A 19,440-nucleotide genomic window follows, 5' to 3' on the forward strand; every position below is an offset into this window, starting at 1 on the left:
CCGTGCGGGACGGCGCGGAGCCCGCCGGACACCGTCCGGCGGGCTCCGCGTCCTGCACAATCACTCGTCCGGCCGGGGCCGGACCGGCGGTCAGAACGCCGAGTCGTAGGTGTAGTACCGGGTGTGGTCGAGCATGTCGGCCGGGGCGGTGTCGTTCCACGGCTTCATCGCGGTGTTCAGCGAGACCACGTTGGTGGTGGCGGCGGTCGGCAGGTAGCCCTGCTGGGGGTGGCGGCGCTGCCACTCGGCCCACAGCTTGTCGATGAAGCAGTGGTGCAGCCAGAACACCGGGTCGTTGGGGGACATGCCGGTGCCCATCAGGCCGCCGACCCAGACGTGCACCCGGTTGTGCAGGTTGACGCCGCGCCAGCCCTCCAGCTGGTTGCGGAAGCCGGCCGAGGAGCTGTTCCACGGGGCGGCGTCGTAGGTCTGGACGGCGAGGACGGACTCCACCTCGGCCCGGGTGGGCAGTTGGGCGACGCCGGTGCCGAGCGAACGGCGCAGGTAGTCGCGGCTGTCGGGGCGGACGGTGATCGTCCACTGGCCGCCGCCGGCGGCGAACGGGCCGGTGGTGACGCGGTTGTCGCCGGAGCGGCCGTTGCCGCCGAGCAGGTCGTCGGCCCACAGGCCGGCGGTCGCGGTGCGGTCGGCCGTCCAGTCCCAGTAGGGCAGGGTGACCGAGGGGTTGACGGACTGCAGGTCCTGTTCGAACTGGAGCAGGAACTTGCGGTGCCAGGGCAGGAACGAGGGCGAGCGGTGGCCCGTCCGCTCGCCGTTGTCGGTGTCGCTGACGATGAAGCGGTTGTGGGTGCTGACGTAGGCGTCGTAGCGGCCGAGCCGCTTGAGCTGGAGCAGGGCGTCGACGAAGTCGCGCTTCTCCTTGGCCGTGAGGGTCGCCTGGTTCTTGCGGACCGCCATGGTGTCCTCCTGGAGGTGCTGGTGGGTGAGTGCGGGGAGGGGCGGGCCCGGTCAGGCGATCGGGACGAGCGTGGCGCCCTGCAGCTCGACCACGGCGGCGCGGGCGAGCGCGAGCGGGGTCTGGTGCGGCTGGTAGTGGTTGACGACGCTGATCCACGTGCCGTCGGCGTTGCGCATGACGTGCAGTTCCTCGCCGTCGATCTGCACGGTGTAGTCGGCGCCGTGGTGGTGGTGGCCGGATGCGGCGGGTCGGCCCTGGATGCGGCGGCCGCGGTAGACCTCGTCGAAGGTGTCGTGGCCGCCGGGCCCGGCCGCGGCGGCCGGGGTGCCGGTCGGCCCGGCGAGGCCGAGGACGGCGGTGCCGACGGCGGCGGTGAGGGCGACGCCGGCGCCCTGGAGCATCCGGCGGCGGGTCAGCTCGGCGTGGTGGCCGGCTTCGGACATGGGTGATTCCCCCCTGGTGGAGCGGATCTGACGACGCGTCGGCGGCGGCACGTGCTTGTGGCATATGCGCCGCCGCGCGGTCCCCATGCTGGCAAGGCGCGGCGGGGCCGCGGAACCGCCCATCGACGGGGGCCGGTCGGCAGACCGAAATCCGGACACCGGTGAACGCTCAACGAACGGTACCGGCCGTGCCCGACGGGGGTGCTGGCGCCTCGTCGGTCCGCCCCGGCTGATCAGCCCTGCGTGTCGGCGGACCCGTCCGAGGGGGTGGGCCGGGTGCCGTACTCGGCGGCCCAGCGGCTGCCGAGCAGCACGATGTCGGCCGTCTCCACGGCGCGGCCGGCGGCCCGGTCGTAGTAGGTGCGCTCGACGGCCAGGACGGGGGCCGCGGGCGTGGTGCCGAGCAGGGCGGCCTCGGCGCGCGAGGCGCCGCGGGCGGTGACCCGCTCCACCGGGGTGCCGACCTCGACCCCGATCAGCGCCATCCGGTCGGCGACGCCGATGCCGGCGTAGGGGCCGGCCTCCGGCAGCACCACCAGGGTGCCGCCGGTGACGGCCATCGGCTCCCAGGAGTCGGCCAGTTGCACCGGTTCGCCGTCGGCGCGGTAGACGTAGGCGGTGTGCATCACCGGGTCGCCCGCGGCGATGCCGAGGCGCTCGGCGATCCGTGCGTCGGCCCGGGCGGTGGTCGACTCGCTGTCCCAACTCGCCCGGACGCCCTGGGCGGTGAGCAGGGCCTCGGTCGGCGATCCGGCGCCGGCGGCGGCCCGCGGGCGGCGCACCAGCAGGGGCCTCTCCTCCTGCGAGCGGACGAAGTGGCCGCGGCCGGGCCGCGCGACGACCAGGCCCTCGTCGACGAGCACGGCGTAGGCGCGCTGGCCGACGGTGCCCGAGTACCCGGTCTCCTCGCGGATCTCGGAGAGCGAGGGCAGGAGGTCGCCGGGCGCCAGGTCGCCGGACTGGATGCGCTGGCGGAGCTGCTCGGCCACCCGGAGGTACGGGGGCGGCGAGCTGTCCTGACTCATCCTGTGTCCTCTCACTGAGTGACCGCGAGGTGACAGAGTATCCGTCCGCCCACTAGTCTATTAGTACAGTTCCAGTCTGTTATCAGGGAAGGGGCGGTGCGGGTCAGCGTGCGTGCGAACGTCCTGCGCGAAGCCCTCGAACGGGCCACCGGAGAGGTCGCGACGACCACCGGCAAAGCCCCTGGCGCTGTCCGCATCACCGTGACGATCCCGGAGCGGTGCACCGACGAGCAGTGGGCCGCCGTGCTGCGGGTCCTGAGGTCCGTGGCGCGCTGGGGCGCCAGTGACGGCTCCGGTCGCACCGTGGTCTGGGCCGAGGTCCAGGAGGACCCGTGCTGAAGCCGAACCCCGATCCCGACCGCACCCCCCGTGAGCCCCGCGAGTCCCGCGAACCCCTGCCCGAGCCCGACGAGGTGCCGCGCTACCGGCGCTGCGGGCGGTGCGCCCGCTGCCACGGCGGCGGCGCCGGCGCGCCGCCGACCGGCGACTGCTGGTCCGACTACCTGGACGCCGTCACCGCCGTCCTCACCCGCGCCGCCGGCGGCTGAATCCGTTCGGGTGAATCCGTCCGGCCGAAGCGCCCCGGATGTGCAAACGCCGGGGCCGGCGCGGCACCTCGCGGTACCGAGCCGGCCCCGGCGCACGAAAACGAGAACCGAGTCCGCGTCAGCCCTGCGGCTGCTGCTGGGTGATGCAGTGGATGCCGCCGCCGTTGGCGAAGATCTCGCGGGCGTCGACCAGCTCCACCGTCCGGCCCGGGTAGGCCTCGGCGAGGATCGCGGCCGCCTCCTGGTCGCGCGGGTCGTCGAAGGCGCAGAGCACCACGGCGCCGTTCGCCACGTAGTGGTTGATGTACGAGTAGTCGACCGGCTCGCCCTCCTCGTCCAGCAGCACGGTGGGCGCGGGCAGTTCGATCACCTGGAGCGGCCGGCCCTGCGCGTCGGTGGAGGCGCGCAGGATCGCCACCAGCTCCCGGCAGACCTCGTGGTCCGGGTGGGCCGGGTCGGGCTGCACGTGGGCGACGACCACGCCGGGGCGGACGAAGGAGGCGACGATGTCGATGTGCCCGCGGGTGCCGAACTCGTCGTAGTCGCGGGTGAGTCCGCGCGGCAGCCAGATCGCCTTGGTGGTGCCGAGGAAGGCGTGCAGCTCGGCCTCGACCTCCTCGCGGGTCCAGTCGGAGTTGCGGCCCTCGCCGAGCTGCACGGTGTCGGTGACCAGGACGGTGCCCTCGCCGTCGACGTGGATGCCGCCGCCCTCGTTGATCAGCCGGGAGGCGAAGCGCTGCACGCCGGTGAGGCCGGTGATGTGCTCGGCGATGTCCTGGTCGTTGCCCCAGCGGGCCCAGGACTGCGCGCCCCAGCCGTTGAAGATCCAGTCCGCCGCGGCCACCGCGCCCTGACCGTCGACCAGGAAGGTCGGGCCGATGTCGCGCATCCAGGCGTCGTCGAGCGGCCGCTCCACGATCTCCACCTCGGGGGCGACGTACTTGCGCGCCTCGTCGGTCTCGCCGGTGTTGACCACCAGGGTCACCGGCTCGTACCGGACGATCGTGTTGGCGACGGCGGCCCAGGCCTCGCGGCCGGCGTGCAGGTGCTCGGGGCTGTCGAAGGTGGGGTTGGCGGTCGGGAAGGCCATCCAGGTGCGCTCGTGCGGGTGCCATTCGGCGGGCATCCGGAAGCCGAGCTCGGCGGGAGTGGTCATGAGGGTGCGTTCCTATGCAGTGGTGGGGGTCAGAGGAAGTAGAGGCGGCTGAGCGAGACGCTGTCCGCGGGGTCGGAGCGCAGCGGTTCGCCGTCCAGCGAGACCAGGCCGGTGGTGGCCTCCACCTGGACGCGGCCGATGCGGGCGTTGCGGACCATGTCCTTCGGGCCGATGCCGCGGGTGCCCCGGACACCCACCCGGCGCCTGCGGGTGGGCAGTTGGTCGCCGGCGACGTCCAGGTAGGAGGCCTCGGCGGCGGCCTGCGAGACGAAGGCGACCGAGATGTCCGCGGCGGTGGCGCCGTGTGCGCCGAACTGCGGCCCCAGAACGAGCGGTTCGCAGCGGTCGGTGGACGCGTTGGGGTCGCCGACCACGCCGTACGCGGGGAAGCCGGCCTTGAGGACCAGCTGCGGCTTGGCACCGAAGTGGTCGGCGCGCCAGAGCACGATGTCGGCGAGCTTGCCCACCTCCAGCGAGCCCACCTCGTGCGAGAGCCCGTGCGCGATGGCCGGGTTGACGGTGAGCTTGGCGATGTAGCGCAGCACCCGCTCGTTGTCGTCGCCGCCGGCGGTGGTGCCGTACGAGCCCTCGCCGTCCATCGGGCCGAGCTCGGCCTTCATCTTGCCGGCCATCGCGAAGGTGCGGCGCACCGTCTCGCCGGCCCGGCCCATGCCCTGGGCGTCGGAGGAGGTGATGCCGATGACCCCGAGGTCGTGCAGCACGTCCTCGGCGCCCATCGTGCCGGCCCGGATCCGGTCGCGGGCCATCGCGGCGTCGCCCGGCAGGTCGACCTTGAGGTCGTGCGCCGAGACGATCATGCCGAAGTGCTCGCCGAGGGCGTCCCGGCCGAAGGGCAGGGTGGGGTTGGTGGAGGAGCCGATGACGTTCTCCACGCCGGCCATCTTCAGCACGTTGGGGACGTGTCCGCCGCCGCAGCCCTCGATGTGGAAGGCGTGGATGGTGCGCCCCTCCAGCACCTTGATGGTGTCCTCGACGGAGAGGCACTCGTTCAGGCCGTCGGTGTGCAGCGCGACCTGGACGTCGTACTCCTCGGCGACCCGCAGCGCGGTGTCCAGGGCGCGGGTGTGCGCGCCCATGTCCTCGTGCACCTTGAAGCCGGAGGCGCCGCCCTCGGCGAGCGCCTCGATCAGCGGCGCGGGGTCGGAGGAGGAGCCGCGGCCGAGGAAGCCGATGTTGACCGGCCAGGCGTCGAAGGCGTTGAAGGCGTGCCGCAGCGCCCACGGGGAGTTGACGCCGACGCCCCAGACCGGGCCGAACTCCTGGCCGATGATCGTGGTGACGCCGGAGGCCAGCGAGGCCTCCATGATCCGCGGCGAGAGCAGGTGGACGTGGGTGTCGATGGCGCCGGCGGTGGCGATCATGCCCTCGCCGGAGACGATCGTGGTGCCCGTGGAGACGACGACCTCCACCCCGTCCATGGTGTCGGGGTTGCCGGCCCGGCCGATCGAGACGATCCGGCCGTCCCGGATGCCGATCGAGGTCTTGCGGATGCCCTGGACGGCGTCGATGACGACGACGTTGCTGATCACCACGTCGCAGGTCTCGCGGATCGCGGTGGCCTTGAGGTGCAGGCCGTCGCGGGCGGTCTTGCCGAAGCCGGCCAGGAACTCGTTGCCCGGCTCCTGCGAGTCGGACTCGACCCGGATGATCAGCCCGCTGTCGCCGAGCCTGATCCGGTCGCCGGCCCGGGCGCCGTGCACGGAGATGTAGTCGTGGGGACTGATCGAAGTCACGATTCGACCTCCGCGTCGTCGAAGCCGGTCAGGTAGCCGGTGGCGCGCGCCTTCTCCAGTGCGGCCTCCTTGGCGCCGGGCGCGTCCAGCGGCCCGTCGACCAGTCCGGCGAAGCCGATCGCGACCCGTTCGCCGCCGATCGGGACGAGGCCGACCTCGACGGTGGCCCCGGGGTCGAACCGCACCGAGGACCCGGCCGGCACGGCCAGGTGCGTGCCGTAGGCGGCGGCGCGGTCGAAGGCGAGGCGCGGGTTGGCCTCGAAGAAGTGGAAGTGCGAGGTGACCGAGATCGGTACCGCCGCGGTGTTGTGGACGGGCAGGACGACCGTCTCCTCGACGGGGTCGTAGCCGTCGCCGGACCCGGCCAGGGCGGCGCCGGGCGCCTCGTCGCCGAGCGAGCCGGCGCCGCGGAACGGGTCGTTGACCACGGCGAGCCGGGTGCCGTCGTCGAAGACCGCCTCCACCTGGATCACGGTGACCACGTCGGGCACGCCGGGCAGCACGTCGTCGGCGGAGAGCACCGAGCGTCCGGCCTCGACGGCCTCGGCCAGCCGCCGGCCGTCGCGGGCCGCCTCGCAGACGGTGTCGGCGATCAGCGCGGTGGCCTCGGGCACGTTCAGTTTCACGCCGCGGGCGCGGCGGGCGCGGGCCAGTTCGGCTGCTGTGAAGATCAGCAGCCGGTCCCGTTCGGTGGGGGTCAGTCGCACGGTTCCTCGCTCGCGGGTGCCGGTGGATGGTGGACGGTGTTAGAACGGCGTTCAAACATCGGGGCCCCATTGAACCCGGGCCCGGCCGTCGTGTCCAGCGTTGCCTGCCCGCGGGTGCTCCGCACGGCGGCGCGACGGTGGCGGCCCGGTGGTGCTCCGGTGGCGGCCCGGCCGGGCTCCGGTGGCGGCCCGGCCGGGCTCCGGCGGAGCTCCTGCGGCGGTGCGGGCGTGCGCCGGGGGCGCCCGGGGCGCGGCCGGGTACGGCCCCGTGCGCCCCGCCAAACCTCGTCTGCCGTGTCCGGAGGATCACACGGCCGCTCCCGAGCCCCGCTTCACCCCGGGTGGCCGGGACCGGGCTGTTGCGGGTCGTTGGGAATGGGCATGAGGACTTCCGACGGCTGGACGCCCCCGGAGGGGGAACGGGTGGGGCGTTCCTGAGCAGGGCGGGGGCGTTTTGATGGACGGTCAGCCACGTTTTCCGCACCGGCGGCCTTCGGTCGCCGGGCCGGGCGGCGGGCGCACGGGCTCCGGCGGCCGCACCGCGCGGGACGGGGGTTCCACCGAGCCGGGTGCGTCCGGTGCGGACGCCGCCGGTCCGGTGCGGGCGGGCGGTCCGCCGCCGCCGCGGGCCGCGCCCGACGGCGCCCCGCCCGCGGCGCGGGAGGCCGGCTGCGGGCTGCACCGCCGGCTGCATGCCGTCCTGGAGCCGGCCGAGCTGAGCGCCGTCGGCGCCGTCCGCCGCCGGCTGCGGGCCGTGCTCGACCGCTGGGGGATGCCGCCGGAGCGGGCCGACACCGCGGAGCTGCTCGCCTCGGAACTGATCACCAATGCGCTGGTGCACACCCGGGCCGGCGCGGTGTTCGACGCGGAACTCACTCCGGACGGCCTGCTCCGGATCGAAGTCCGCGATGCCGCGACCGGACTGCCCGGGCGCCGCGCACCCGGCGAGTACGCCACCTCGGGCCGCGGACTGCTGCTGGTCGAAGCGCTGGCGGACGACTGGGGAGTGCAGCTCCGCGGCGAGGGCAAGGTCACCTGGTTCGAGCTCGGACCGTCCTGAAACGTGTACGAACCGTCACCTCGGCCCCATCTTTGCCCCATCTTTGCGACACCCGGACGGTGCTCCGGGATTGCCGCCTTGCCGAACATACGACAGGCTAGTGAGAATGTGTGCGCGGTGTGCGGCGGGAAGAACCGATTCCCGACCGGCCCCACCGGCCGGCACACCGAATCCGATCACGACCCGGCCGTGCCGTCCCCCGGACGGCACGGCCTGCAGCGGCAGGAGACACATGGCGACAGAGCCCGAGCCGCAGGGGCCCGCGCGCCGGAGCCCACCGGCCCAGGCGGTGCGCACCGCCGCGGGCCACGCGCTGCGCACCGCGACCGCCGGCCTGCCCGTCCCCCCGACCGGCCGCGGCCTGTCCGGCCGCGGCGGCGACTCCACCCCCGACTGGCTCGAGCCGGCGATGGCCGCCAACGGCATCGGCTCGTTCGACTGGGACATCCGCCGCGACATCCTCGAGGGCGACCAGCGGGCCTGCGACATCCTGGGTCTCGACCCGGACCGCTTCGACCGCAGCTCCGCCGCCTTCCTCGCCCTGCTCCACCCCGAGGACGCCCCGGTCGTCAGCCGCCGGGTCGGGCGGGCCGTCGCCGAGCTCGGCCAGTGCGGCGCCTACTACCGCACCGTCCACCCCGGCGGCGAGATGCACGCCGTGCGCTTCCGCGGCCGGGTCCTGGCCGACGCCTTCGGTCGCCCGTCCCGGATGGTCGGCTTCGTCTGGGACGCCACCGTCGAGCTGCACAAGCGCGAGAAGGCCGGCGAGCTCGCCGCGCTGCGCGAGGAGCGCTCCCGGTTCATCAAGGAGGCCGCCCGGGCGCTGTCCGAGGCGGTCACCGTCCGCGACGTCGCCCGCGTCTTCACCGAGCTGCCGCTGCCCGGTCTGCCGCCGGACGGCCTGGTGCTCGCCTCCATGGAGGCCGGCCGGCTCGCCATCCTCGGCGCCAGCGGCTACCGCAGCGAGCTGATCGCCCGGCACGACCGCTCCCCGCTCGCCGCCGACCACCCGATGGCCTTCGCCGTCCGCACCCGCACCCCCGTCTTCATCGCCGACCGCGACGAGTACCGCGAGCGCTACCCGGAGGCGTGGGAGCAGCTCGGCTCCGGCACCGGCCGCAGCTCCTGGGCCTTCCTGCCGCTGGTCGTCAGCGGCCGGGCGATCGGCGTCTGCGTGGTCAGCTTCGACGACGACCGCGAGCTCGACGCCGACGAGCGCACCCTGCTCTCCACCCTCGGCGGCCTGGTCGCCCAGTCCCTGGCCCGCGCCCAGCTGCACGACGCCGAGCACGAGCTCGCCGCCAGCCTGCAGCGGGTCATGCTGCCGCGCGCCGTGCCCTCGGTGCCCGGCGTCACCACCGCCGTCCGCTACCTCGCGGCCGGCTCCGGCCTGCAGATCGGCGGCGACTGGTACGACGTGGTCCCGCTGCCCGGCGGCCACGTGGGCCTGGTCATCGGCGACGTCCAGGGCCACGACGTGCACGCGGCCGGCATCATGGGCCAGCTGCGGATCGCCCTGCGTGCCTACGCGGCCGAGGGCCACCCGCCCGCCGCGGTGATGGCCCGCGCCTCCCGCTTCCTCGCCGACCTGGACACCGACCACTTCGCCACCTGCACCTACGCCGAGGTCAACGTCGACTACGGCGTGGTCTACGCGGTGCGGGCCGGCCACCTCGACCCGGTGGTCCGCCGGGCCGACGGCTCGGCCTCCGTCCTGCCGGTCGCCGGCGGCCTGCCGCTCGGCGTCGACCCCGACGAGGAGTACCGGGTCACCCGGTTCAGCCTCGACCCCGGCGAGACCGTGCTGCTCTGCACCGACGGCCTGGTCGAGGCCCGCGGCATGGACCTCGACACCGGCTTCGACCGGCTCTGCGAGGCGGTCGCCGCACCGCTGCCGGCCCGCGACGAGTCCGCCCGCGAACCGCTGGAGGAGCTGGCCGACCGGGTCGCCGCCCGGGCCGCCGACTCCAGCGAGCGCGAGGACGACATAGCGCTGCTGCTGCTCCGCTGGGACGGCCCCTCCGGCGGCCGCGCCGCCCAGCAGCTGCGGCGCCGGATCGGCCAGGCCGACCTCGCCCGGATCTCCGAGCTCCGCGGCGAACTGCGGGACGCGCTGAGACGCTGGCAGGTGCCGGACCTCATCGACACCGCCGAACTGCTCTCCTCCGAGCTGGTCACCAACGCGATCCGGCACACCGACCGGGACGCGATGTTCACCGCCCGGCTCTACCAGGCGCCCGGCCAGGGCCGGGCCCGCCTGCGGGTCGAGGTCGAGGACGAGTCGGACCTGTGGCCGACCCGCCGCACGCCCGGCGAACAGGCCTCCTCCGGCCGCGGACTGATGCTGGTGGAGGCGCTCGCCGACGGCTGGGGCGTGGAGCCCCGCGGCTCCGGCAAGCGGATGTGGTTCGAGCTGTCCGCCGAGGGCCCCGCCCCGACGGACGGCCGGGGGTACTGAGGCCGGGGGCGCGGGCCGCCCCCGGCCCGCTCCGGCCGATCAGCCGAACTGCTGCTCCAGGTCCTTGAGCTTCTGCTCCAGGGAGTCCAGGCGGGGGAGCGTCATGGTGTCCTCCTCCGGGGTCAGGTCGACGCTCGGCGGCGCCGGGCGGACCGGCAGCCCCGGCTGCGGGGCGGGCCGGGCCTCGACGGGTGCGGCGTCGACGGCTATGACGGGCTCCGTGCCGCCCGCCTCCAACTGCCGGGCGGCGGAACGCTGGCGCCAGCCCCCGTGGTGGCGGCCGATGGCGCGGATCTCGGCCCGCTCCCGGCGGCTGGCGAGCCGCCGGCGTTCCCGGTCGGCGGCGGCCGTCCGGCGGTCGTCGCGGACCTCCTCGACGGCCTCGTCCAGGGTGCGCACGCCCTCCAGCAGCATCAGCGACCAGGCGGCGTACGTCTCCCGCGGGGCCCGCAGCCAGCGGACGATCCGGATCTGCGGCAGCGGACGGGGCACCAGGCCCTGTTCGCGCAGGGCCGCCCGGCGGGTCTGCTTGAGCGCCCGGTCGAAGAGCACGGCCGCCGAGAGCGACATGCCGGCGAAGAACTGCGGCGCCCCGGCGTGGCCCAGGCCGCGCGGCGCGTGCACCCAGTTGAACCAGGCGGAGGCGCCGGCGAACAGCCACACCAGCAGCCGGGAGCCGAGCGCCGCGTCGCCGTGGCTGGCCTCGCGGACGGCGAGCACCGAGCAGAACATCGCGGCACCGTCCAGGCCGAACGGCACCAGGTACTCCCAGCCCCCGGAGAGGTTGAGGTTCTGCACGCCGAAGCCGACCAGGCCGTGGAAGGACAGCGCCGCGGCGACCGCGGCGCAGCAGAAGAGCAGGGTGTACGAGGCGGCCCCGTACAGGGATTCCTTGCGGCGGCGGCGTTCCTCCGAGCGCTCCCAGGAATCGGACCCGCCCGTCGCCGCGGCGGCCCGGTTGCGGGCGAACGCCACGAGGACGGCGGCGACCACCAGGAGGGCCGTGCCCGCCGCGCCCCAGCCCAGTGGTATGTCGGACAGTCTCATGACCTGAACCAGCCTCGCTTTCCTGCGTAGGGACGGCTGGTCCATGATGGCGGAGAATTCCGGTGCCGCAGGGCCGGATTACCGGCGATGCACCGGTGCGGGGGAATTATCGGCGAATATTCGAATGGCAATCACCTTTCCTGCTGCCGCGGGCAGGTGAAACACAGCTCGTTCGGGCTAACGGTGTAGAACAGACAGCAGGTGGACCGAGTGCGTGTACGCATTCCGTCACCCGGACGGAAGGCGGCGCCGCCGACGAAGGGGGCCGGCCCGCCGCCGGGCAGCAGGGCGGTGAGCTCCGCGACCGCGCGCTCCTCCTCGCCGAGTCGGCCGGCCAGGAACCAGAGGCCCTCGACCACGTCGTCGGTGGCCGTGCCCCAGAGGGTCCGCGGGCCGCGCCGCACCCAGGGGCGGAACGCGGCCACCATCGGCGCCACGTGCTCGTGCACCGCGTCGAGCAGCTCGGCGCGCAGCGCGGCCTCGTCCGGCGCGGTGCGCAGCAGGCCTCCGGCGGCCAGCGGGTCGCCCGGCAGGCCGACCAACTCGACCGGGTCCACGGTCAGTTCGCCGTGCGCCCGGTGGAAGGCGACCCGGCCGACCGGCAGCCGGGGCACCCGGCGCTCCAGGAACCACGGCAGGGTGACGGCCAGCGCCACCGGCCACACCCAGCGGTGGAAGCAGAACCCCGCCGCCACGTCGGGCCGCAGCGCGGTGCCGTGGTCGCGCTCGCCGGCCTCGGCGTCGAAGGCGATCGCGGCGCGGACGGCCTCCGGGTCCGCCGCCAGGTCTCCGGCGCGGGCCCAGCCGTCGCCGGAGGGCGGCGGCGCCAGCCGGACGCGCAGGGCGGGGTGGGCGGCGGTCAGTCTGCGGTACGTGCCCGCGAGCGGCGGTTCGGGGCGGGCCGGCACCGGGGCGGCCTCGGCGGCGGTCAGGGTCATGCGGGCCCCAGCGGTACGGACGGGGCTCGGCGGAGCCCGGGGACGGCGTCGGCGGAACCCGTCCGGGGCACTGCTCGCCCCGGACAGGTAAGCCTTACCTTAGCTCACGTCCGCCGCGCTGCCGAGGCCGCCCGGCCGGGCATCGGACCCGTCGATGCCCGGGCGCGCCGGGGAGCGGCCGCGCGGTGTGCCCGGACCGCACCGCGCACCCGCTCAGGCCGTCCCCGGCGCCCGGACCACCGTGCCGTCCTGGGCCGCGCCCTGCGGCGGGACCTGCAACCGACCGGCCAGCCAGACCGGCACCCCGCCGAGGGCCTGGACCAGCCGGGCCGCCTCGGCCCGCAACCGGACCGCCTCCGCCGGCTCGACGACGTCCGCGAGGGCGGCCAGGGCCGGCGCCACCCCCACCGTGAACCCGAGCTCCTCGCGCAGCCGCAGCGAGGCGCGGAACCCCTCCCGCGCCCGCTCCCGGTCGCCGCCGGCCATCGCCAACCCGGCCAGGTGCCGCCAGGTGTAGGAGCAGAGCAGGTCGTCGTGGCGCTCCACCGCCGCGTCGTGCGCCCGGCGGTAGGCGATCCGCGCCGCCGCCGGGTCGTGCAGCAGGTTCTCGGCGACCAGGCCGCGCCGGAAGTCCAGCAGCGGGCGGCCCGGCGCGTCCGGGGGCAGCAGCGCGGAGGTCCGCCCCAGCGCGGCCTGCGCCTCGTCCAGCCGGTCCCGCCGCCCCAGCACGCTCGCCACGTACGCCAGGAACCCCCGGGCGCAGGCCGCGGCGGCACGCTGCCCGGGTGCCGCCGCCCCCGCCTCGGCGAGGCGCAGCGCGGCCTCCGCCTCGGCCCAGTTCGCAGCCGTGAACATGCACTGCTCGATGAGGAGTTCGGCCCGCTCCAGCGCGGCGGCCGGATCCCGTCCGGCGTGCGGTCGCAGTAACTCCGCAGCCTCCTGCCAGCATCCGCGCGACCGCAGCCGCCATACGGCGTCCGCGACGCCCCCCGGGGCCGTTCCGTGCTCCGACAACGCCACCTCCTTGTGTGCGCCATCCGGCAGGGCAGGCGCGGGCCGTCCCCACGGCCGCGCTGTGGCCGCAATTCAACACGGGGGCGCGCTTGTGCACCAGATCACGAGCGGCACGGATTGCGGAGTGGCACCCTCCGCCGCGGCGGGGGTCAGGACGTCCAGCCGGTCTCCATCAGCGCCTCGGCCGCGCCGTTCGCCGGCTGCGGGATGCCCGACACGTCCAGCGTGAACAGCGCGACCAGCAACTGTTCGCCGCGGACCACCGCCTGGTGCGAGTAGCCGGCCAGGGTGAACATCGCCGACGCCATCTCCTCGCTGTGCAGGGTCTGCATCCACAGGCACTCCACGGCCTTCACGTCCGCCGGGTCCGGCCAGGTGTCCACCTGGGCCACCATCCGGGAGCCGAGCAGCGTCACCGCCTCGCGGTCCTGGCCGTCCGTCAGCTCCAGGTCCTCGAAGCCCAGCCACTGCAGGTAGTGGGCCGCGGCCGGCAGCGCGTCCTGCGGCGAGCGCACCGGCTGCGGACGGAACGGCGGCCGCATCAGCCGGTGCCGGCCCGACGGCGACGCCGGCTGCTCCGGCGGCACCGCCGTGGTGTACGGGCGGGCACCCACCGGCCGGCCGGCCGCCCCCGCGGAGGGCAGCCGCGGCGCCCGGTCCACCGGCAGCCGCACCGTCGCCCCGCAGTTGCAGGTGTACTCCGGCTGCGGCCACTGGTCGTTGCGGCCGCAGTGCGGGCACCGCATGCTCAACCAGGAGTCCTCCCAGGAACGGAAGCGCACCTGCACCGGCACCCCGCCGCGCAGCAGCGGCACCCGCAGCTGCGCCCCGCACGGACACGGCAGGCTCGGCGCCTCGTACACGTGCTCGGCCCGGCAGGCCGGGCAGCGGATCGCGGTGCCACCCGCGGACGGGGCGGGGCCGGGCGCCCGGTCGCTGAAGTCGTCGGGCTGCGGCACTGCGGTCATGGCTGGCACCGTCCGTTCGGTGTCGGCTGGGCAGGTCACCTCCATCTTCGCTGATCCGGGCAGGTGGTGGAACGGGTTACGGCAAACCTCGGGGGGAGTCGGGGGGCGTACGACCCGTCGGCGGCGGCGCCCCCGCCGAACAGCGGGGGTGCTGGTGAACGAGGCGTACGCGAGGGGCCAACGTGCCTGCACCGCAAGCCGGTTCATCCGGCGGACGCGGACCAGCGGGTCAGGTCCTCCGGAGTGTCCAGGTCGTCCGGCACCGCCACGTCGCCGCATTCCACCAGGAGGAGCCCCCCGGCGTGCGCGGCCAGCAGGGCGCGCGCCCCCGCGTCCCCGGTGGCCCCGGCCGCCGCCTCCGCGAAGTACCGCGCCCCGATCAGCACCGGATGCCCGCGCCGCCCGCCGTACGCCGCCGCCACCAGCTGCCCGCCCGCCCGGTGCGCCGCCAGCAGTCGCCGCACCGCCTCCGGCGTCACCCCCGGGGTGTCCACCAGCATCACCAGCACCGCCGGCGCACCGGCCGGCAGCGCCGCCAGCCCCGCCCGCAACGAGGAGCCCATCCCGCTCTCCCACGCCGGATTGTCGACCAGCAGGCAGTCGCCCGTCCGCGCCCGCGCCCGCACCTCCTCCCGGGCCGCCCCCAGCACCGCCACCACCGGTCCGCAGCCGCCCGCCCGGACGACCTCCAGCGCATGCTCCAGCAGAGGCCGCCCGCGGTGCTCCACCAGCGCCTTCGGTCGCCCGCCCAGCCGCCGTCCGCCGCCCGCCGCCAGCACCAGGGCCGGAATCCGCCGATCACTCATGCCCCCAGTCTCCCGACCCGGCCGCCGCAACGGCAGTTGGACGATCCGACAAGGCGACCTCGCAGGTCAGCGGCGGACACCGGAACTTCCGCCGCTGGCCGTGACCCCCGCCCGCACCCTGTACTGGGCGCATGGCACCCCGCTCCACCGCTCCCGGCACCGCGCAGCCCTCCGGCGGCCCGCTGGTCGACCGCTACGGCCGGATCCACACCGACCTGCGGATCTCGCTGACCGACCGCTGCAACCTGCGCTGCACCTACTGCATGCCCGCCGAGGGCCTGAACTGGCTGCCCCGCCCCGAACTCCTCACCGACGACGAGGTCGTCCGGCTCGCCGGGATCGCCGTCCACCGCCTCGGCATCCGCAACCTCCGCCTCACCGGCGGCGAACCGCTGCTCCGCCGCGGCCTGCCCGGTCTGGTCGCCGCCCTCACCGCCCTCGACGGCCCGGACGGCGGCCCCGAGCTCTCGCTCACCACCAACGGCATCGGCCTCGCCCGCACCGCCGCCGACCTGAAGGCCGCCGGCCTGCACCGGGTCAACGTCTCCCTCGACACCCTCCGCCCCGAGCGGTACACCGAGATCACCCGCCGCGACCGGCTCCCCGACGTCCTCGACGGACTCGCCGCCGCCCGCGCCGCCGGCCTCGACCCCGTCAAGGTCAACGCCGTCCCCGTCCGCGGCGTCAACGACGACGAACTCCGCGACCTCGTCGCCTTCGCCGCCGAGCACGGTTACCGGATGCGCTTCATCGAATCCATGCCGCTCGACGCCCAGGGCGCCTGGGACCGCACCCGCATGGTCACCGCCGACGAGATCCTCGCCGACCTCGGCGGCCGCTGGCAGCTCGTCCCGGTCGGCCGGCACGGCAACGCCCCCGCCGAGGAGTGGCGGATCGCCGGCACCGACACCGTCGTCGGCGTCATCGCCTCCGTCACCCGGCCGTTCTGCGGCGGCTGCGACCGCGTCCGGCTCACCGCCGACGGCCAACTGCGCAACTGCCTCTTCGCCACCGAGGAGTCCGACCTGCGCGCCCTGCTGCGCGGCGGCGCCGACGACGACCGGATCGAGGCCGCCTGGCGGGCCACCATCGCCCGCAAGGGCCCCGGCCACGCCATCGACACGGCCGGCTTCGTCCGCCCCGACCGCCCGATGTCCGCGATCGGCGGCTGACCCGGCCCGTCCCCGCCACCCCCGCGGCTTGACCCGGTGCGACGGGCCCTGCTCTGCTGGTGCGCCGTCACCGCCACACCGTCGGGGGAGAACCCGTGCGCGCCCGCCCTGCCACCGCCCTGTCCGCCCTGCTGCTGCCCGCCCTCCTGCTCACCGCCTGCACCTCCGGTACCCCCGGCAGCTCCACGGACCACGCCCGGAGCGGCGCCGTCGGCACCAGCCCGCTGCAGAACCCGGACGGCACCAGGCCCGGCCTCGCCCCGCTCACCTCCGCCGTCGACCACAAGGCCGGCCGCGACCTGATCGGCAAGGTCCGCACCGCCGCGGCCGGCCCCCGGACCGGCTACGACCGCGACCAGTTCGGCCCCGCCTGGACGGATAACGTCGACGGCACCGCCCTCGGCCACAACAACTGCGACACCCGCAACGACCTGCTCGCCCGGGACGGCCGCTCCGTCCAGCACAAGGACGGCTCCGCCTGCACCGTCACGTCCATGACCATCCACGACCCGTACACCGGGAAGGACGTGCAGTGGACGAAGGCGCAGGCCACGAAGATCCAGATCGACCACGTGATGCCGCTCTCCTACGACTGGCAGATGGGCGCCGCGAAGTGGGACAAGGCCAAGCGGGTCAAGATCGCCAACGACCCGCTCAACCTGATCCCCGCCGACGGCCCGCAGAACTCCGCCAAGGGCGACTCCGGCCCCTCCGAGTGGCTCCCCGCCGACCCGAAGATCCGCTGCTCCTACGTCGTCCGCTTCGCCCAGGTCGCCCTCAAGTACGACCTGCCGGTCACCCCGGCCGACAAGCAGACCATGCTCGCCCAGTGCAGCTGACAGGTCCCGCGAACCCGGGAAGGGGCGCGGGGAACCGCGCAATCCGGGAACGGCGTACCTGACGGCTCGGGCAAACCCGCAAAAAGGGGCGCGGGGCACTGCGCGGGCGGGAGGTGACGGTCCGTACCTTCCGCTGCGCGCAGTTCCCCGCGCCCCCAGTGGCTTGCCCCACGTGTCCGGCGGCCCCTGGGGGTTCGCCCTGCTGTCGAGCCTTCCCTACTCGGTCGCCGTCAGGTCGTAGAGGGTGGTGTTCCCCACGGTCTTGGCGGTGAAGTTCTCCTGGACCCAGCTCGTGATCTCCGAGGAGTCGGAGGAGCCGCCCGTGCCGCCCCCGCCACCGCCGCCGAAGCCTCCGCCGCCGATGAACCAGTGCACCTTGCCCTCCTTCACGTACTGCTGGAACCGGGCCAGGGTCAGCGAGGGGTCGGTGCCGTTGAAGCCGCCCAGGGCCATCACGGGCTCACCGGTGGCGAGCTGGTAGCTGGCCTGGTTCTGCGAGCCGACGGCGGCCGCCACCCAGGTGTACTTGTCGGCGTCCTGCTCGAGCAGGGCGGAGAGCTCGCTGCTGACCCGGGCGCCGTTGAGCAGTCCGCCCATGCCGCCCGGCCCGCCCGCGCCGCGTCCGGTCCGGCTGTCGCCGCCCGTCCCGGTGCCGGGGAAGCCCTGCCCGTTCATGCCCGGGAAGGCGTTCTGGCCGTTCTGGCCGGTCGTCCCGGGGAAGCCGTTCTGACCGTTCATGCCCGGGAAGCCGCCCTGACCCTGACCCTGGGCCTGACCGGTCTGGCCGTTCTGGCCGCCCTGCACGCCCGGAGGGAAGCCCGTGCCGCCGCCCGCCCGGAACCGGCCGCCGCCGGGGCCGCCGAAGCCGCCGCCCTGGACCTGCGGGCCGGCCGTGACGATGGAGCCGCTGTGCCCGGTGGAGACGGTCTGCAGGGCGTAGGCGGTCGGCCCGCCGAGGGCCGCGGCCAGCGCGGCGATCCCGGCGACCGTGGCCAGCCGTGCCCCGAGCGCCCCGCTCAGCCGTCCGGCGAGCGGCAGCGCCACCGCGGCGGCGAGACCGCCGATCAGCACGGCCCACCGCAGCCACGGCACGAAGTCGGCGCTGCGCCCGAGCAGCACGTACGCCCAGACCGCGGTGACGGCGACGGTGCCGCCGAGCAGGGCGGCGTACGGCAGCCGGCGCCGGGCCCGCCAGAGGCCGTCGGCGCCCATGCCGAGGAGGGCGGCGACCGCGGGGACGAGGGCCACCGTGTAGTACTGGTGGAAGATGCCGGACATGAAGCTGAAGGTCAGCGCGGTGCAGACCAGCCAGCCGCCCCAGACCAGGAAGGCGGTCCGGGCGCTGTCGGTGCGCGGGTTGCGGCGGGTCGCCCAGAGGCCGACCACCAGCAGGATCAGGGCGGCGGGCATCAGCCAGGCGATCTGTCCGCCGATGTCGCCGTCGAAGAGCCGGGTGATGCCGGTCTCGCCCCACATGCCGCCGCCGGCGCCGCCGCGGCCACCGCCGCCGCCGACGCTGCCGGTCTCGTTGCCGGTGATCCGTCCGAAGCCGTTGTAGCCGAAGGTCACCGAGAGGAAGTCGTTGTCCTGGGAGCCGCCGATGTAGGGGCGGGCGGAGGCGGGGACGAGCTCGACGATCGCGACCCACCAGCCGGCGGCGACGACCACGGCGAGGCCGGCCCACAGCAGCTGCCGGAACCGGCGGCCGAGCCCGGTGGGGGCGGTGACCAGGTAGACCAGCGCGAAGGCCGGCAGCACCAGGAAGGCCTGGAGGGTCTTGGTGAGGAAGCCGAAACCGAACATCACGCCGGCGAACACCAGCCAGCGGGTGCTCGCCGTCTCGGTCGCCCGGACGACGCCGTACGCGGCCAGGGTGAGCAGCAGCACCAGCAGCGCGTCCGGGTTGTTGAACCGGAACATCAGGGCCGCGACCGGGGTGAGCGCCAGTGCGGCGCCCGCGACCAGGCCGCCGACCGGGGAGAAGCGGCGGCGCACGGTGGCGTACACGGTGGCGACGGTCGCCACGGCCATCAGCACCTGCGGTGCGAGGATGCTGCCGGAGCTCAGGCCGAACAGCCGCACCGAGAGGGCCATCGGCCACAGCGACATCGGCGGCTTGTCGACGGTGATGAAGTTCGCCGCGTCGGAGGAGCCGTAGAAGAAGGCCTTCCAGCTCTGCGAGCCGGCCTGGACGGCGGCCGAGTAGAAGGAGTTCGCCCACCCGGAGGCGGTCAGGTTCCAGAAGTAGAGGGCGGCGGTCGCGGCGAGCAGCGCCAGGAACGCCGGCCGGACCCAGCGCGGGTCGTCCGCGCGGCCGCGCCAGGCGCGGGCCGGCAGGGTCCACAGCCGGCCGGCCCACGACCCGGGCCCCTCGGGGCCGCGCGGCGGCAGCTCGGCCGGCGGGAAGAGCGGTTCGACCGTGGCCCGCCGGTCGGCGGCCGCCAGCGGCGGGTGGTTCGCGGCCTCGGGCCACGGTTCGCTGGTCGGAGGTACGGAACTGGTCGTGGTCATGGGGGATACGCTGGCGGCGCAGGCTGAGAGCCCGATGAGAGCGGCCTATGAGCCCGGTGTGATCTTCTTCGGCCC

Annotated in this window: 18 protein-coding genes; 6 read left to right on the plus strand and 12 right to left on the minus strand. The window is 74.9% G+C overall.

Features of this window, described 5'->3' with window-relative positions; translation table 11 throughout:
* Positions 1-90 precede the first annotated feature (90 nt).
* The 3 genes from AB0442_RS23400 to AB0442_RS23410 form a co-directional block, all read right to left on the minus strand.
* A complete protein-coding gene (locus AB0442_RS23400) occupies positions 91-918 on the minus strand; it encodes a tyrosinase family protein (RefSeq protein ID WP_366165050.1) in 828 nt (275 codons plus the stop codon).
* Positions 919-969: 51 nt separating this feature from the next.
* Positions 970-1,362 carry a tyrosinase cofactor gene (locus tag AB0442_RS23405; protein WP_366165052.1) on the minus strand — a complete coding sequence of 131 codons (393 nt, stop codon included), beginning with the start codon at positions 1,360-1,362 and terminating at the stop codon, positions 970-972.
* Between the two features lie 233 nt (positions 1,363-1,595).
* The gene (locus tag AB0442_RS23410; protein WP_366165054.1) at positions 1,596-2,387 is read right to left on the minus strand and encodes a GntR family transcriptional regulator; all 792 of its coding nucleotides are present in this window, start codon (positions 2,385-2,387) and stop codon (positions 1,596-1,598) included.
* 108 nt (positions 2,388-2,495) lie between these two features.
* Between AB0442_RS23410 and AB0442_RS23415 the strand changes: the two genes are divergently transcribed.
* Together AB0442_RS23415 and AB0442_RS23420 are read left to right on the plus strand one after the other, a co-directional pair.
* Positions 2,496-2,726 (plus strand): hypothetical protein, encoded by a 231-nt coding sequence (locus tag AB0442_RS23415; RefSeq protein WP_159400792.1) that lies wholly within the window; start codon positions 2,496-2,498, stop codon positions 2,724-2,726.
* A complete protein-coding gene (locus AB0442_RS23420; protein ID WP_366165056.1) occupies positions 2,720-2,935 on the plus strand; it encodes a hypothetical protein in 216 nt (71 codons plus the stop codon). Before AB0442_RS23415 ends, AB0442_RS23420 begins: the two co-directional genes overlap by 7 nt.
* A 118-nt stretch (positions 2,936-3,053) precedes the next feature.
* Here AB0442_RS23420 and AB0442_RS23425 read toward each other — a convergent pair whose 3' ends face one another.
* The 3 genes from AB0442_RS23425 to AB0442_RS23435 are packed head-to-tail and all read right to left on the minus strand — an operon-like array spanning position 3,054 to position 6,552.
* Positions 3,054-4,091, minus strand: a complete 1,038-nt coding sequence (locus tag AB0442_RS23425; RefSeq protein ID WP_366165058.1) for an agmatine deiminase family protein — start codon at positions 4,089-4,091, stop codon at positions 3,054-3,056.
* A gap of 29 nt (positions 4,092-4,120) precedes the next feature.
* Positions 4,121-5,836, minus strand: coding sequence for an urease subunit alpha (locus tag AB0442_RS23430; RefSeq protein ID WP_366165106.1), 1,716 nt, complete (start codon positions 5,834-5,836; stop codon positions 4,121-4,123).
* A 5-nt stretch (positions 5,837-5,841) separates the two neighbouring features.
* Positions 5,842-6,552 carry an urease subunit gamma gene (locus tag AB0442_RS23435; RefSeq protein ID WP_366165060.1) on the minus strand — a complete coding sequence of 237 codons (711 nt, stop codon included), beginning with the start codon at positions 6,550-6,552 and terminating at the stop codon, positions 5,842-5,844.
* A gap of 457 nt (positions 6,553-7,009) precedes the next feature.
* Here AB0442_RS23435 and AB0442_RS23440 point away from each other — a divergent pair, with 457 nt between their 5' ends.
* A complete protein-coding gene (locus tag AB0442_RS23440) occupies positions 7,010-7,612 on the plus strand; it encodes an ATP-binding protein (protein ID WP_366165062.1) in 603 nt (200 codons plus the stop codon).
* 232 nt (positions 7,613-7,844) lie between these two features.
* Positions 7,845-10,070, plus strand: coding sequence for a SpoIIE family protein phosphatase (locus tag AB0442_RS23445; RefSeq protein ID WP_366165063.1), 2,226 nt, complete (start codon positions 7,845-7,847; stop codon positions 10,068-10,070).
* 39 nt (positions 10,071-10,109) lie between these two features.
* On the opposite strand, the gene AB0442_RS23450 is transcribed toward AB0442_RS23445, so the two are convergent.
* From AB0442_RS23450 to AB0442_RS23470, 5 genes are all read right to left on the minus strand, one after another.
* On the minus strand, positions 10,110-11,117 hold the full coding sequence (locus AB0442_RS23450) for a DUF2637 domain-containing protein (RefSeq protein WP_363540302.1): 1,008 nt from the start codon (positions 11,115-11,117) through the stop codon (positions 10,110-10,112).
* Between the two features lie 131 nt (positions 11,118-11,248).
* A complete protein-coding gene (locus AB0442_RS23455; protein ID WP_366165065.1) occupies positions 11,249-12,055 on the minus strand; it encodes a (2Fe-2S)-binding protein in 807 nt (268 codons plus the stop codon).
* Positions 12,056-12,268: 213 nt separating this feature from the next.
* Positions 12,269-13,069 carry a hypothetical protein gene (locus AB0442_RS23460; protein ID WP_366165066.1) on the minus strand — a complete coding sequence of 267 codons (801 nt, stop codon included), beginning with the start codon at positions 13,067-13,069 and terminating at the stop codon, positions 12,269-12,271.
* A gap of 149 nt (positions 13,070-13,218) precedes the next feature.
* Positions 13,219-14,037 (minus strand): hypothetical protein, encoded by an 819-nt coding sequence (locus tag AB0442_RS23465; protein WP_366165067.1) that lies wholly within the window; start codon positions 14,035-14,037, stop codon positions 13,219-13,221.
* Between the two features lie 203 nt (positions 14,038-14,240).
* The gene (locus AB0442_RS23470; RefSeq protein ID WP_366165069.1) at positions 14,241-14,843 is read right to left on the minus strand and encodes a nucleotidyltransferase family protein; all 603 of its coding nucleotides are present in this window, start codon (positions 14,841-14,843) and stop codon (positions 14,241-14,243) included.
* A 131-nt stretch (positions 14,844-14,974) separates the two neighbouring features.
* Here AB0442_RS23470 and moaA point away from each other — a divergent pair, with 131 nt between their 5' ends.
* A complete protein-coding gene (gene moaA, locus AB0442_RS23475) occupies positions 14,975-16,015 on the plus strand; it encodes a GTP 3',8-cyclase MoaA (RefSeq protein WP_366165071.1) in 1,041 nt (346 codons plus the stop codon).
* A 95-nt stretch (positions 16,016-16,110) separates the two neighbouring features.
* Complete coding sequence (locus AB0442_RS23480; protein ID WP_366165073.1) at positions 16,111-16,854, plus strand: HNH endonuclease family protein; 744 nt, start codon at positions 16,111-16,113, stop codon at positions 16,852-16,854.
* Between the two features lie 216 nt (positions 16,855-17,070).
* On the opposite strand, the gene AB0442_RS23485 is transcribed toward AB0442_RS23480, so the two are convergent.
* Positions 17,071-19,365: a glycosyltransferase family 39 protein gene (locus AB0442_RS23485; protein WP_366165074.1), complete on the minus strand. Its 2,295-nt coding sequence runs from the start codon at positions 19,363-19,365 to the stop codon at positions 17,071-17,073.
* Between the last annotated feature and the right edge of the window lie 75 nt (positions 19,366-19,440).

Source organism: Kitasatospora sp. NPDC085895 (assembly GCF_040702125.1).
Classification (GTDB): Bacteria; Actinomycetota; Actinomycetes; order Streptomycetales; family Streptomycetaceae; genus Kitasatospora; species Kitasatospora arboriphila.

What these genes read in the sequence shown, in the direction of transcription:
- AB0442_RS23410 (WP_366165054.1), bottom strand. Translation starts at nt 2,387, where the DNA reads ATGAGTCAGGACAGCTCGCCGCCCCCGTACCTCCGGGTGGCCGAGCAG.
- AB0442_RS23470 (WP_366165069.1), bottom strand. Translation starts at nt 14,843, where the DNA reads ATGAGTGATCGGCGGATTCCGGCCCTGGTGCTGGCGGCGGGCGGCGGA.
- moaA (WP_366165071.1), top strand. Translation starts at nt 14,975, where the DNA reads ATGGCACCCCGCTCCACCGCTCCCGGCACCGCGCAGCCCTCCGGCGGC.
- AB0442_RS23465 (WP_366165067.1), bottom strand. Translation starts at nt 14,037, where the DNA reads ATGACCGCAGTGCCGCAGCCCGACGACTTCAGCGACCGGGCGCCCGGC.
- AB0442_RS23485 (WP_366165074.1), bottom strand. Translation starts at nt 19,365, where the DNA reads ATGACCACGACCAGTTCCGTACCTCCGACCAGCGAACCGTGGCCCGAG.
- AB0442_RS23455 (WP_366165065.1), bottom strand. Translation starts at nt 12,055, where the DNA reads ATGACCCTGACCGCCGCCGAGGCCGCCCCGGTGCCGGCCCGCCCCGAA.
- AB0442_RS23440 (WP_366165062.1), top strand. Translation starts at nt 7,010, where the DNA reads ATGGACGGTCAGCCACGTTTTCCGCACCGGCGGCCTTCGGTCGCCGGG.
- AB0442_RS23445 (WP_366165063.1), top strand. Translation starts at nt 7,845, where the DNA reads ATGGCGACAGAGCCCGAGCCGCAGGGGCCCGCGCGCCGGAGCCCACCG.
- AB0442_RS23450 (WP_363540302.1), bottom strand. Translation starts at nt 11,117, where the DNA reads ATGAGACTGTCCGACATACCACTGGGCTGGGGCGCGGCGGGCACGGCC.
- AB0442_RS23405 (WP_366165052.1), bottom strand. Translation starts at nt 1,362, where the DNA reads ATGTCCGAAGCCGGCCACCACGCCGAGCTGACCCGCCGCCGGATGCTC.
- AB0442_RS23425 (WP_366165058.1), bottom strand. Translation starts at nt 4,091, where the DNA reads ATGACCACTCCCGCCGAGCTCGGCTTCCGGATGCCCGCCGAATGGCAC.
- AB0442_RS23400 (WP_366165050.1), bottom strand. Translation starts at nt 918, where the DNA reads ATGGCGGTCCGCAAGAACCAGGCGACCCTCACGGCCAAGGAGAAGCGC.